The organism is Staphylococcus borealis, assembly GCF_001224225.1.
Classification (GTDB): Bacteria; Bacillota; Bacilli; order Staphylococcales; family Staphylococcaceae; genus Staphylococcus; species Staphylococcus borealis.
The window spans coordinates 342,055-356,502 of the sequence record NZ_CUEE01000001.1; the positions used below are offsets into that span (position 1 = coordinate 342,055).

Sequence of the window (14,448 nt, forward strand, 5' to 3'; positions counted from 1 at the left end):
TTTATTCTATCCCTTCTATAAATTCTGCTATTCTACCACCTGGACCATGAATATTACCTACACAGAAAATGAGTGCATTGTGTGATTCTTGCATGATGGCTTTTTCAATTTCTGGGAACTCACGGTTTTCAAAATTAAGATATTTTTTGTCAGGTAAGTGTTGCATTAAGTCTGTCACCATTTGCGTACTTTTACCGGTACAAATCAGTGTGTCAAAGTCTACATCGTCAATAAAGTTTTCAACAAATTGACGTGTTCTATCTACCCTGTCTGAACGACAATTTAAAATAACTACTTTTTTAGTATATGGATAGTTGTAAGATTCAACTTTGTTCAAAATCGCTTTCGTCGATTGTGGTTCATTGGCAGCAAATGCATTAACAAATACATTTCGTGTGCGATTTGCATTAAAATATTTAATTTCTACTGCGCCAGGATCTGGTGGTGCATTTAACATACCTCTTAATGCAGTATCCTTATCTATCCCAACAGCTTGCGCAACGCCTAATGCGATCGCAACGTTATCTGGAAAGACAAGATAAGGGAACTTTCTTAAATAGGATTCAGGAATTTTATCTTTATCGACAACGATTAACTTCGTTTTTCGTTTTTTAGCTTCTTTTGCGAAAAATTTAGTATAATCATCTTTCATCACAACTAATGTCCCTTTGTATGGAATTGTTGCAGTAAACGCTTGTGCAACATCTTGAAGCGTAGGTCCAAGCACATCCATGTGATCTTCCATAACATTGACGATAACGCCAATATTGGCTTTGACTAAGTCCTGTTGAAAGGTAATCTGATAATCTGGATTAACTGCCATACATTCGTTCACTAGCGCCTCGGCTCTTTGTTTAACCACTTTGCGCACGATGTCACGTTGTTCCCCAATATTAGCACCTTGGGGTTTCCTAATGACTGGATATTCTTTGTCAGTAAACCAATATAACATTCGGGCATCTGTTCCTGTCGTTTTACCTATCACATGATAATGATCCTCTCTTAGAATGCTATAAATCATTCTAGTGATAGTTGATTTACCTCGAATACCGTTAATGTTGATTCTAATCGGAATCTTATTAAGTCGATTTGTATGACGCTTTTTCTCTTTAATACCGAGCCATAAAATCAATGCGATACAAATTATAATGAGAATCACAGTATAGTCCCTCTCTTTGATTGTTTTTAATATTAAGTTGTCTAAACACGTATTGCGTTAATATGTATATCAAAAGTGATGTTTCAACACTTTCTATAGAAGTTGTTAATTAATAAAACGTCTTTTCTATCATGAACACCTTAAACGAATTATTACTTCTAATAAGGGTATGCTATCATTTACGTATTTAGTCAGTTTTAATATTGTAAATCTAATGTAAAATTATATTAACAAAGATTAATTTTTTTAGAAATGTTCAATAATTTAAAATTACAAATAAAGACTAATTTTAAAAATATTTTTCTAAATTTAATATTTACTATGTGTTATCTGATAAATCATTAAATATTTACGCCATATTTACATTAGATTAAAATTCTGATGTTACTTTAAAGTTAAATAAAGATACAACTTTAGGAGGATACTGATGGGTAAACCTTTGACTAAACCTGTGAAAATAGCAATTGGCATCTATTTAGCAATGGTATTATTCGTTTGTTCTAGCTATTTAGTATTTATTCTTGTAGGTAGCTTACAAGGAAACGATATGAGTAATTCAGTTTTAGACACAGACCATCAACACATTAATAGTGTTACTAAAGATTCTAACGAAGGCATTGATGATACAAAGTTAAACAAAGTATCTGCAACGCGTGATGATGTTGCAAAAGAAGAAATGACTTTAAATTCAAATGATACAATTTTAAATACAGATACCGAAAAAGTAGGCGCACATTCATCAGATTGATGAACATTGCACCTACTTTATTTTAAGTGTTTCGCATATTTGATTTGGAATTGCTTCGGTGTAAGCGAATATTTATGTTTAAAACTTTGTATAAAATAACTTGTTGTTGAAAAACCACAGTCCATCGCTACTTCAGTCACATTTCGATGATGATACATCAGCTGCTTTGCACTTTGCTCTAGGCGATAGTTTTGTAAAAAGTTCAATGGTGTGTCCCCTGCAAATCGTTTAAATAACTTGATTGTTTCCGCCTCACTCATATGAACCATACGACTTAATTCGCTAAGTTTAACTTTTTTATAATAATGACTTTGTAAGTATTGAATACATTGCTTCACTCTTGGATCAAAGAAATATTGAGTGACTTGTTGATACTGATCAAAGATATTTAACAGGTGATTTAAACATTGATAAAATTCACTAAGAATTTGTAGTTGAAAATAACCTTTTTGAGCGATATAAATTTGCCCTACTTTCTCAATCCGTTTCAATAAATGGATGCTCTCTTCATCATTTGGACTTAATTTAATAAACGGAATAGACTGCGCTTGATCTACAATATGACTAACATACGTAAAGTTAATATATTCTGTAACATTAGGTAATCCAATATTCCAGCAATAAAAACGTGCCCCTTCATCTACATCATGAATTTCATGTACAACGTTGGAGTTAATAAATAATCCTTCACCCTCATGAATCACTAGTGTATTTTCTGCTAACTTCACCTGAATTATCCCATCTGTCACATACATAAATTGTAATGCATAATGCCAATGTAGCGGTATATAGCCGAGTAATGTCTTATTTAGCGTCGTATGTAAAATAACATGTGGCCAACGACGATCAGGATAATTAATCTTTTCTTCTAAATTTGCATTTACAGTCATTTCAGACGTCATCTGTAATCACCTCAATATTTTGATACTTTTACTCATTATTTGAGTATTATCCATTTCATAAACATTATATTATGAGATTTATAATAAAACAAAATACAGATGGAGGTGCATTGTATGACTCACACACAACATAGACTAAAAGGTGTGTTATTTGCAATTATAGGTGCTACTTTGTGGGGATTAGGCGGAACGGTTTCAGATCTACTGTTCAATCAACGCGGTTTAGATGTTGATTGGTATGTCACTGCACGCCTATTAATCAGCGGCGTCTTCTTACTCAGTCTTTATAAAATACGACGCCCTAAACAATCTATTTTTATTGTTTTTCGAAATCCTAGAACAATCGTTAGTTTGTTTGTTTATAGTTTAATCGGTATGCTATTTGTTCAATACGCCTATATGGCATCGATCGCAACTGGTAATGTTGCTGTAGCTACCCTTTTACAATACATTGCACCTGTGTATATTATCATTTGGTTCGTTATACGTGGTCTCGATGTATTCCGTCCATTTGATATTTTAGCCATTGCAATGACATTAATTGGAACATTTTTACTTTTAACAAATGGATCGATTTCTCATTTAGTTGTATCTCCTACAAGTTTATTCTGGGGCATTATCGCAGGTTTAGCACTTGCGTTTTACACGATCTATGCCACAGGTTTGCTTGATAAGTTTCCATCTATTTTAATCGTTGGATGGGCAATGATCATTTCTGGTTGTGCCATGAACTTTAAACAACCTATTTGGGATGTTAGCTTTAATACTATGAGCGCGTCTACAATCGTTTATTTGATATTTGGTATTATTGCTGGGACTGCTTTAGCATTCTATTTATTTATCGATAGTCTCAAATACCTATCACCTAAAGAGACAACATTATTAGGTACCATCGAACCAGTCATTGCAGTTGTAACAAGTGCCTTATGGCTTGATGTTACGTTTCAATCGATACAAGTGGTCGGCATTGTATTAATTCTGATCTTAATTTTAATGTTATCACTTAAGAAACAACCTGAAGAGATATAACCAACGAAAAGCGCCTAAGACGTTTACCATGATTAACACAAGTGGGATAGCATTTACGATGCATTGATTTGTCCACGCGGTGAATCATTTCGTCCTAGGCGCTTTCTTTTATAGAATAATAGATTTAAGTTGTGTAAAGAATTTCTGTCTTTCTGGTAATGGGAAAATCGGATAAATGTGGAATAAATTATATCCCGGTATAAAATCATGTTCAATGCCTTTCGCATTCAACATTTTAGATAATTTTAAAGCATCTGGATATAACGTTTCTTTCGTACCGATGAAGATGGATAATCGTCCTAATCCTTCTAAATCACCATTAATCGGAGAAATTCTATAATCCTCAATTGGTAATTCACCTGCCCATAATTTGATGAAGTATTGACTACCTTCTATCCCCAACATAGGATCGATGCGTTCATATGTTTTAGCATCTGGATTGCGCATCGTACCATCTAACACTGGTGATAGCATTACGATATGACCCGGTTGAGGCAACGTCGTTTCTGCTTTTAAATATTCTGCAAATGATAATGCGATTTGTCCACCTGCTGAGTCTCCCATAATAATGAGTTGATCTGTGTGTTCAACTTTGGCAACCTGTTTATCATAAATGAGCTTTAATAATTCAAATGTCGTGCGGTAATCACGGTGAGGCACTTTTGGATAAATTGGCATAATGACCTTCGCATCAAGTTGTCCTGCAAGTTCATCGATAAAATTAAAATGGTTCTCTAGCGGATCTTGGAACCACGCACCACCATGAATATATAACACCACTTTTTGTTGATGATTACATTGATCATTCACAATATATGTCACACAGCCATTCCAACTTTTTGTTCGAACATCATGTTTAAATTCATAACTTGTGCCACCATATTTACCGGCCGTAATTGTTTTAGTTTCTTCTAATGCTTTTTTAGCATCTGCCTCATTCTCAAATGTTTTTTTCATACCAGACATTCGTATATACTTTTCAGTTATATAACTCTTATAACTACGTTTTTCTTTTACTTTAATAAATGCTAATGTACCTAATATCGCAGATGTTGCTACTGTTAATACACTTTTTTTCATCGTCTTGATGACCTCCTATACATTTATATATTATAAACCTTAAATTCCAAATCATTTAGTAATTAACACTAAGAATATCAAACAATATTTTCAATTTAAGTCAAACGTGCTATCCTTATATCAATTATCTGAATTTTCAATTTAAAAGAGGAGGCAAGCATTGATGTCACGTCATAAAATTGTTCTTATAGGTAGTGGTTATGTAGGTTCTGCGTTTGCCCACGCAGTTGTAGCTAAAGGATTAGTCGACGAATTGGCAATTATTGATATTGACGAGGATAAAGCGAAAGCGGATGTATGGGATTTGAATCATGCTACGCCATTTGGTGATCACTTCGTTAATGTACATGTAGGACAGTACGAAGATTGTAAAGATGCAGATATTGTGGTGATCTGTGCAAGTGCGAAACTCGCTAAAGGTGAAACACGACTTAAATTATTAGAAGATAATGTCGATATCTTTGTTCCAATGGTTCAACACATTGTCGATAGTGGCTTTGATGGTTACTTTGTATTACCTTCTAATCCTGTAGATATTATGAGCTATGTTGTTAAACACGTTTCAAATTTCCCTAAAAATAAAATCATTGGATCAGGTACTTCTTTAGATACGGCTCGTTTTCAATTCTTCTTAAGTCGCGCGTTTAATGTTGCACCAAATCAAGTATATGCGCCCATTATTGGCGAACATGGAGATTCGCAAGTCGCAGTATGGTCACATGCTCAAATTGCAGGTGAATCCATCCTAGATTTATTGCCATCTGATACAAATATTGAAGCGTTTAAAGCATCCATAGCAGAACAGACAACGCAAGTTGGTTATGATATTTATGTTCGAAAAGGCACAACCAATTTCGGCATATCGCTTAGTTTAGTTCGAATTGTAGAGGCGATTCTATTCAATAAACAGATCATCATGAATGTATCAAGCTATTTAGAAGGCGAGTATGGACTGACCGATGTCTATATAGGTGTGCCAACAATCATTAACGGTAACGGAGCAGATAAAGTCTTTGAATTCGCTTTATCCGAAGATGAACACGCACAATTACATCAATCAGCCCAAGTGATAGCAACCTATCAACAACGTGCCGATGATATCATTCAACGTATGCGTAAATAAATAACGGACACATGGGATAGGGATAGAATTCAATTTGAATTCAAAGTTCCATCCCCTGTTCCAAAACAGCTATCATACATTAAATCCAATTGGTGTTCGAAACGTTGCATATCTATAAAACGTGCTTGACGATGCATTTCTTTACCATCCATAAAAATTAAATCTACAGGCACAGTAAATATAGATAACTCACCTGCAATTGCTTCGATATCTGATTGGTTTATAATGGCAAGTTCTGCATGAGGATAAGTAGCTACAATATCCTCAATTTGAGGTAACACCGCATGGCATACCGAACAATGATTTCGCATTACATGAACAACTACTAGTTGATGGTCTTTAATAAATTGATGAAAAGCTTCAATAGTACTCAAATGCTTCGTCATTTTCTCACCCACACTTTCACTTATTTTAATAAATCTTGAAATACTTCTGGCATCTTAGTTATTCTTTGACGTTCTAAATCAAAGAAACCACCCGTTTGATATCCAATACAATGCACTTTATCTCCGGAAGAAATTTCAAATTTAAATACCCATTTCATTCTTCCACCTTGAACAAACCAGCATCGTCCTACTGGCTTATCATGTATCGTTATCGGAACTTTATATTCTATTTCTGTTTTCATTAATATTGGCGATATATGTTGCTTCATCATTTCTGAGAAGGTCATGTAGTTATTAATGAATATTGTACGTAGATCTTCAAACCAGCGAATATATACAATATTACTCACGATACCCATCGCATCAATGTCGTAATTATTTACTTCAATCTCTTTTTCAGCTACTAATAAGCCTTCATTTTCCATAGATATACTCTCCTTTAAATCATCTTTCAATTATATTTTACGACGATTAAATGCATTTTTCATCCACTTTAACTATAAATTTCATGATGGCAGACTTATATATGTCAATTTTATTATATATTATTTTTATTAAATACATAATCAAATTAACATGCTATAATTATTGTGAAATAATTCACAATTAATAGGAGGATGATTCATTTGAAAGCTTATATTTATGAAAAGCCAGGTGTCGCAAAACTCATTGACAAAGAGAAGCCAGTTGTAACTGAAAGTACAGATGCTATTATCAGAATGGTCAAAACGACGATTTGTGGTACGGATTTACATATTATTAAAGGTGATACACCTGAAGTGCCTGCAAATACAACATTAGGTCATGAAGGTATTGGTATTGTTGAATCTGTTGGTTCAAGTGTCAACAATTTTAAAGTTGGCGACAAAGTTATCGTGTCTTGTATTTCTTCATGTGGCAAATGTTATTACTGTAAAAAAGGCATCTATGCGCATTGTGAAAATGATGGTGGTTGGATTTTAGGTCATTTAATTGACGGTACACAAGCCGAATATGTTAAAGTTCCTTTCGCAGATAACTCTTTATATCATGCACCAGAGTCTTTACCTGACGAAGCATTAGTCATGTTATCCGACATATTACCTACTGGATATGAAATTGGTGTATTAAAAGGGAAAGTGAAACCGGGTAGTACCGTTGCAATTGTGGGAGCTGGACCAGTCGGATTAGCTGCATTATTAACTGCACAATTTTACTCACCTTCTAAAATCATTATGATTGATTTGGATGATAATCGTTTACAAACTGCGAAAGAATTAGGTGCAACGCATACCGTTAATTCTAGCAATGTGGAAGAAGCTATTGCGCAAGTCAAATCACTGAATCATCGTGGTGTAGACGTAGCAATAGAAGCAGTCGGTATTCCGCAAACATTCGATTTATGTCAAAAATTAATTGGCGTCGATGGCACAATTGCTAACGTAGGTGTCCACGGTTTACCGGTTCAATTCGATATCGATAAATTATGGATTAAAAATATTAACGTAACAACAGGACTTGTGTCTGCAAATACAACTGAAGAACTGTTAGAAGCTTTGAAAAGTAAAATTATCCAACCTGAACAATTGGTTACACATTATAGTAAGTTAAGTGATATTGCACATGCCTATGATTTGTTTAGAAACGCTACAGATCATAAAGCGATTAAATTACTTATCGAGAATGATATAACACAATAATCCTTAATCATCACTTTATATTATTAATTTCTATAAGATCTTTAACCATTCTAAGCATTGATTTCAAAATGCATAGTCATTGGTTAAAGGTCTTTTTATATAGAATCCAATTATAATTATCAGAATTATCTAAATTTAATCTCATTTTTTATTTAATTTGGTGTTAAAATGGATTTATTCAACTTTCCGAGGAGATAGATGGTCATTGTTCTCTTACTTACTGTTTATTACTACCATGTCATTCACACCTGGACCTAACACCATCATGGCGATGTCCGAAGGTCAACGTAAAGGCTTCATAAGCGCTTTACCTTTTAATTTGGGTGTTTTCATAGGTATTTTATTTACACTCGCAATTGCTTTATTATTTTCAGAGCCACTAAAACATAACCATAGCTTTATTATCATTATGAAGATTGTTGGTACGCTTTATTTATTATATCTTGCGTATCATGTATTGATTTCAAAGCCTGATAGTGCGAAAGAAGCATTAGAACGTCCTGTACTTAAAGGTATCCTCATTCAAGCTACGAATGTTAAAGCAATGTTATACTTTTTAACTGGTTTAACAACATTCACATTACCTGATGCTTGGAATTCTACTTTTGTACGCTCAATTTTACTTATTGTCATCGGTATTGCTGGTGCAATCGTTTGGAGTCTATTAGGCCAAGTGATGAATCGAATCTATCAACAACATTATAAAATCATTAATATCGTTATCACAGCTTTATTACTTTATAGTGCTGTGGATCTTTGGTAGTTCATTTTCCCGATTAAAAAACTTCCTGTCATTATTTCTGACAAGAGGTTTATTTCAATATTATTTAATTTTCATAATTGCTTTACCTGGGTCTACTGATTCAACATCTTCTACTGTTAATGTTTTATCTCCCAAGTTTGTAATAATGATTGGTGTTACTGTACTTGGTGCATGTTCTTTTAAGTATGCTAAGTTGATTTTCATTAAAGGTTGACCTTGTGTAACTGATTCGTCAGCATTTACAAGACTTTCGAAACCTTCACCATTTAATTTCACTGTATCAATACCAATATGAATAAGTACTTCCACACCAGATTCAGATTCTAATCCGATTGCGTGTTTCGTTGGGAAGATAGTTTTAACTGTACCATCAAATGGTGCTACGATTTCTCCTTTTTCAGGTACAAATCCAACGCCGTCACCCATCATTTTTTCTGAGAATACTTTATCAGGTACTTCTGATAATGGAATAATATGTCCAGTTCCTGGTGCATAGATTTCTGTCTCTTTAATTTCTTCCACGTTTATAGGTTCATCTGATGTTTCTTCAGTAACCGTTGTTTCACTTGGTTTAGTGATTTCACCTTTCATGATAAGTGACATATCATGTTTAATTTGATCTGATTTCGGACCGAAGATTGCTTGCATATTATTACCTACTTCAAGCACACCTGAAGCACCTAACGCTTTCAAACCTTGTACATCGACTTTAGATTTATCATTTACTTCAACACGAAGACGTGTGATACAAGCATCTAAATGTTTGATATTTTCTTTACCGCCCATTGCGTCTAATACATCAAATGGTAATCTTGCTACACTTGAGTTACGAATTTCTTGTTCTTCATCTTCACGGCCAGGCGTTTTAAGATTGAATTTCTTAATTGCAAAGCTAAATAAGAAGTAGTAAACAACTGCATAGACTAAACCAACTGGAATAACTAATAACGCATGCGTACGATCCCAGTTTAATAAACCATAAAGAATATAGTCGATAAATCCACCAGAGAAAGTCATACCAATCTTAACATCAAGTAAATGCATGATTAAGAATGATGATCCTGCTAAAAATACATGAATAACATATAATAATGGTGCTACGAATAAGAATGAGAATTCTAATGGTTCTGTAATACCAGTTAAGAATGATGTTAAAGCAGCTGATAACATTAAACCACCAACTACTTTTTTACGTTCAGGGCGTGCATTTTTATAGAATGCTAATGCAGCAGCTGGTAAACCGAACATCATAAATGGATATTTACCAGTAGTAAATGCACCTGCTGTGAATGGTACGCCATCTTTCAATTGAGCCATCCAAATACGTTGGTCACCGCGAACGAGTTCACCTGCATGGTTTGTATATTGTCCGAACTCGAACCAGAACGGCGCATAGAAAATATGATGTAATCCGAATGGAATTAATGAACGCTCAATAATACCAAAGATAAATGTTGTTAATGTTAAGTTCTTATTCAATAAGAAGTTTGATAAGCTATTTAACCCTTCTTGAATTGGTGGCCAAACGAAACATAATGCAATACCTGTGATGATTGCAACTACTGATGTCACGATTGGCACGAAACGTTTACCTGCAAAGAATCCCAAGAATGGTGGCAATGTAATATTGTAGTATTTGTTATAACACCAAGCAGCAAGTGCCCCCATAATGATACCGCCGAACACACCCGTTTGAAGTGTTGGAACACCTAAAATTAAGGCATATGCTGGTAATTTATCAGCTTGACTTAGTTCTTTAGCGCCATTAGCGTAACTATAAATATCATCTATTGTGATATGCATAATTTGACCCATAGTGGCATTCATAATTAAGTAACCTACTAAAGCTGCTAAAGCGGCAACACCGTCTCCACCAGCTAATCCAAGTGCTGTACCCACTGCAAATAGCAATGGCAAGTTATCAAATATAATTTGTCCAGCCGCTTCCATAACAGATGAAATCATCACAAAGACGTCCATTTTTAGCCACGGTGCAATGCTAACAAGTTGTTCGTTGTGCATCGCATTACCGAACGCTAATAAAATCCCGGCAGCTGGTAAAATTGCAACTGGTAACATTAAGGCTTTACCGATACGTTGCAATTGACCGAAAAATTTCTTAAACATAATCCTTATTCCCTTCTACCTAAATTTGAACACGATAACATAAAAAAAGACATAAGCAATACTAAGAAAAGTAAGTTTGAGAAATGCATAGCGATACAGTGATTTAAAATCATGTACACTCGTCCCTTTAATTTCTCTTCTACTTTCAAAAATACATCTCTAAGTAACCCAAATTATGAAATGTATTTTTACTAAGGCTATTCCATGCCTTAGTCTCATTGATTGCTTATGCCTAATCTAATAGTAACACGCAGTTCTTTTTTTCAATTAATTTATATTATATACCTATGATAAAACGGTTTCAATACTTTTTAAATAGAAATTGCCGACAAAATCAAAGTTTTGTCGGCAATTTTGTCTCAAGCGTTATGAGAGCGCTGAATATTTATTATAAGAAACGTTTAGCAGCAACTGAAATTGGTGGAATTTCGTCGAAGTCTAATTTTTTATCTTCAGTGATTGATCTGTAAGCCCATTTACCATAATTAATTGCTTCTTCGTTCACAATTTTACCTGGTAATGGTGCAGCATTTGGATCAACATGTACGTCAACGATAGTTGGTACATTTTCATTTAACGCTGCTTCTACTACTTCATCAATACGGCTTGGGTCTTTTAAGACATAACCTTTACCACCAGCAGCTTCTGCGAATTTAGCGTGATCCATATCAGAGAAGTCAATGGCATATTCTAATTCACCAGCAGCTTGTTGTTCATATTTAATGAATGATAATTGTTTGTTATTCATAACAAAAATTGTCACTGGTAGGTCATATTGAACAGCAGTTGCAAAGTCTTGCATTACCATTTGGAATGCACCGTCACCACTAATAGAAATTGCTTGGCGTTTAGGGAATGCAATTTTAGAAGCAATTGCGCCTGGTAGACCGCAACCCATTGTACCTAACCAAGAAGAAATAATAAATTTATTATTAACTGATAAGTTTAGGTAACGTGTTGACCAAACTGTAGACGTACCTACATCTATTGAGAATACCGCATCGTCATCACTATATTTGCTAATAGCTTTCATTAAGCGTTCTGGACGGATTGGCGTACTTTCTTGATTCATGTCTTGTTCCATCCATTTATCCCAAACAGCTTTACGTTCTAATGTTTTTTCTAAGAATGGGCGTTGTGGTACGTGTTTAATGCTATCAGTTAATTGGTGGAAAGCAAGTTTAGCGTCACCAACGATACCTACGTTGACACTGAAACGATGACCAATGACATCTGGGTTTGTGTCGATTTGAATAGCTTTAATATTTTTCTTAGGTAGGTAATCAACGTATGGATAGTTTGTTCCTGCCATGATTAATAAATCGGCATCTTGAATTGTTTGATAAGATGTTTTTGTACCGATTTTACCTAAGTTACCAATGCTATATGGGTGATCATCAGGAATGATTGTTTTGGCTGGTAACGTATGAATAACTGGAATTTTAGCTGCTTCAACAAATTCACGTAATTCATCTTTAGCATTTTGTGCACCTACACCAACGATCATAACTGGTTTTTTACTTTTATCGATTAATTTTGCAGCTTTTTTAATGCTACGTAGTGTTGGCGTTGGTGCTTTAGGTTTAGTAGTATCTATAGCACGGTTTGTAGTGTCTTTAATTTTTTGAGTTAATAAGTCGTTAGGACATACAACTACTGCGACACCACGTTTTTCGTATGCAGTACGAATTGCTTCGTTTACAATTTCAAATACGTTGTCACCTTTTTTAATTTGGTGGTTGTATACAGAAACATCTGAAACCATATCTGTAATGTTTGTTTCTTGGAATGCTTTTGTACCTAATAATGTACTGTTTGTTTGACCTGCTAAGATTAATTGAGGAACACGATCCATTTTTGCATCGTACATACCATTTAATAAGTGAACGATACCAGGACCACCGATACTTAATGCTACCCCAATTTTTCCTGTCATTTTAGTGTATGAAGCTGCAGCTAAACTTGCTACTTCTTCATGACGCACATGATAGAATTTAAATGAATCTCTAACTGTACGTAAACTATCTACTACTGCGTCAATTGAATCCCCAGGAATGCCGTATAAGTGGTCAATATCCCATGCTTCTAACGCTTTTACTAATGCTTCGTTTGCTTTTATCTTCGCCATTATTACAATAGCCCCTTTCTCTTTTTCAACGAGTACTAAGTATATATTCCCTTTAGTAGAACAAAATAATCATGATTGGAATAAGTATTGAACTTATGACAGCAGTCAATATCATTCCAATTGAACTGAATGCACCGGATTCAATATCGTGTTCTAACGCTTTTGCGGTACCGAACGCGTGTGATGCATTCCCATATGTTAAACCTCTCGCTATAGAGGTCTTAAAATTACCTACTTTCAATAACATTGATCCCATCATACTACCGATTATTCCAGTAGTGATGATGAATAAGACTGTTATCGTATCCGTACCACCTAACTCTTGTGAAACTTCAATACCAACAGCAGCTGTTATCGAACGTGGTAATATTGTTACGATGGTTTCCTCGTCATAACCCAATAAGTTCAACGAGGTAAACACTAACACAAAATTAAGTATTACGCCAACCATCACGCTCGTAAAGATAATACTTAAATTTTCAATGATTTTATGTCGATTCTTATATAGTGGGTAAGCTAAACATACAACAGTGGCATTTAATAGATGGTTAATCCACTTACCACCTGTCATGTAATCATGATAGTTTTGATGTGTTAACAATAATACGATAATGACGCCAACTGAACCAACTAATGCTGGATTCAAAAATGGATTATCGTATTTTTGTTGTAGTTTTTTTGCAGCAAAATACATAACGACGGTTAACAATATCATTAAGATTGCTTGAATAAGTGTCATACTATTGATGACCTCTCTTAACGTTAGGTTGTTTAACCATCTTTTCAGCAATGTAACCAGAAGCAAGTGCAACGCAACTTGTACCTACAATAATTAATAAGAAGAAAATGATATAACTCTTCGTGATATCAGACACAATATCCATAATACCTACAACGGAAGGTATAAAGAAAAACACCATTGTAGCTAATAGGAATTCTGCACCTTCAGATATCCAATTCATGCGTATCACTTTCAACTCAAGTAAAATGTACAACAATATCATGCCTACGATACTTCCAGCTAGTGGTATATGCAATAATGTTTGCAACAAACTACCTAAGTAACTAATGACAATGATAATGGCAATTTGTATGATAACTTTTGAAATAAATAATAATTTTTTCAAGATGACTGACCTCCCACTAAAATATGTCGAAATTGTTACAGTGAATTTTGAACCTATATTCATCATTCTAATTCAACGTTCAAAAATAGAAAAATATCCATTTTAAATACGACCTATAGTTTTTTTCTATGTAATCGCTTTAACGATTATCGTTAGTAGTTTCAAATAATGTGTTTATATTGTGAAAAATGTATTCA

General features: G+C 34.3%; 14 protein-coding genes. 5 read left to right on the forward strand and 9 right to left on the reverse strand.

Annotated elements, in window-relative coordinates:
• Position 1: 1 nt before the first annotated feature.
• Positions 2–1,159 (reverse strand): poly-gamma-glutamate synthase PgsB, encoded by a 1,158-nt coding sequence (pgsB, locus tag AK212_RS01705; RefSeq protein ID WP_053028827.1) that lies wholly within the window; start codon positions 1,157–1,159, stop codon positions 2–4.
• Positions 1,160–1,598: 439 nt separating this feature from the next.
• On the opposite strand from pgsB, the gene AK212_RS01710 reads away from it, so the two are divergent.
• The gene (locus AK212_RS01710; RefSeq protein ID WP_231119793.1) at positions 1,599–1,907 is read left to right on the forward strand and encodes a hypothetical protein; all 309 of its coding nucleotides are present in this window, start codon (positions 1,599–1,601) and stop codon (positions 1,905–1,907) included.
• 17 nt (positions 1,908–1,924) lie between these two features.
• Here AK212_RS01710 and AK212_RS01715 read toward each other — a convergent pair whose 3' ends face one another.
• Positions 1,925–2,809, reverse strand: coding sequence for an AraC family transcriptional regulator (locus AK212_RS01715; protein ID WP_053028829.1), 885 nt, complete (start codon positions 2,807–2,809; stop codon positions 1,925–1,927).
• A 114-nt stretch (positions 2,810–2,923) separates the two neighbouring features.
• On the opposite strand from AK212_RS01715, the gene AK212_RS01720 reads away from it, so the two are divergent.
• A complete protein-coding gene (locus AK212_RS01720) occupies positions 2,924–3,838 on the forward strand; it encodes an EamA family transporter (RefSeq protein WP_231119745.1) in 915 nt (304 codons plus the stop codon).
• 108 nt (positions 3,839–3,946) lie between these two features.
• Here the strand turns inward: AK212_RS01720 and AK212_RS01725 are convergent, their stop codons facing one another.
• Positions 3,947–4,918 (reverse strand): alpha/beta hydrolase fold domain-containing protein, encoded by a 972-nt coding sequence (locus AK212_RS01725; RefSeq protein ID WP_053028831.1) that lies wholly within the window; start codon positions 4,916–4,918, stop codon positions 3,947–3,949.
• Between the two features lie 163 nt (positions 4,919–5,081).
• On the opposite strand from AK212_RS01725, the gene AK212_RS01730 reads away from it, so the two are divergent.
• The gene (locus tag AK212_RS01730; protein WP_053028832.1) at positions 5,082–6,041 is read left to right on the forward strand and encodes an L-lactate dehydrogenase; all 960 of its coding nucleotides are present in this window, start codon (positions 5,082–5,084) and stop codon (positions 6,039–6,041) included.
• Between the two features lie 29 nt (positions 6,042–6,070).
• On the opposite strand, the gene AK212_RS01735 is transcribed toward AK212_RS01730, so the two are convergent.
• Together AK212_RS01735 and AK212_RS01740 are read right to left on the reverse strand one after the other, a co-directional pair.
• Positions 6,071–6,427: a thioredoxin family protein gene (locus AK212_RS01735; protein WP_053028833.1), complete on the reverse strand. Its 357-nt coding sequence runs from the start codon at positions 6,425–6,427 to the stop codon at positions 6,071–6,073.
• A 20-nt stretch (positions 6,428–6,447) separates the two neighbouring features.
• On the reverse strand, positions 6,448–6,852 hold the full coding sequence (locus AK212_RS01740; RefSeq protein ID WP_053028834.1) for an acyl-CoA thioesterase: 405 nt from the start codon (positions 6,850–6,852) through the stop codon (positions 6,448–6,450).
• Between the two features lie 201 nt (positions 6,853–7,053).
• On the opposite strand from AK212_RS01740, the gene AK212_RS01745 reads away from it, so the two are divergent.
• Positions 7,054–8,106 (forward strand): zinc-dependent alcohol dehydrogenase family protein, encoded by a 1,053-nt coding sequence (locus AK212_RS01745; RefSeq protein ID WP_053028835.1) that lies wholly within the window; start codon positions 7,054–7,056, stop codon positions 8,104–8,106.
• A gap of 205 nt (positions 8,107–8,311) precedes the next feature.
• The gene (locus tag AK212_RS01750; protein ID WP_244881396.1) at positions 8,312–8,869 is read left to right on the forward strand and encodes a LysE family translocator; all 558 of its coding nucleotides are present in this window, start codon (positions 8,312–8,314) and stop codon (positions 8,867–8,869) included.
• Positions 8,870–8,929: 60 nt separating this feature from the next.
• On the opposite strand, the gene ptsG is transcribed toward AK212_RS01750, so the two are convergent.
• The 4 genes from ptsG to AK212_RS01770 all read right to left on the reverse strand — a co-directional run bounded on the left by ptsG (position 8,930) and on the right by AK212_RS01770 (position 14,251).
• Entirely contained in the window at positions 8,930–10,996 is a 2,067-nt protein-coding gene (gene ptsG / locus AK212_RS01755; protein WP_053028836.1) for a glucose-specific PTS transporter subunit IIBC, read from the reverse strand.
• Between the two features lie 388 nt (positions 10,997–11,384).
• Positions 11,385–13,124, reverse strand: coding sequence for a pyruvate oxidase (locus tag AK212_RS01760; RefSeq protein ID WP_053028837.1), 1,740 nt, complete (start codon positions 13,122–13,124; stop codon positions 11,385–11,387).
• Positions 13,125–13,176: 52 nt separating this feature from the next.
• Entirely contained in the window at positions 13,177–13,863 is a 687-nt protein-coding gene (locus AK212_RS01765; protein ID WP_053028838.1) for an LrgB family protein, read from the reverse strand.
• Position 13,864: 1 nt separating this feature from the next.
• The gene (locus AK212_RS01770) at positions 13,865–14,251 is read right to left on the reverse strand and encodes a CidA/LrgA family protein (protein WP_053028839.1); all 387 of its coding nucleotides are present in this window, start codon (positions 14,249–14,251) and stop codon (positions 13,865–13,867) included.
• Between the last annotated feature and the right edge of the window lie 197 nt (positions 14,252–14,448).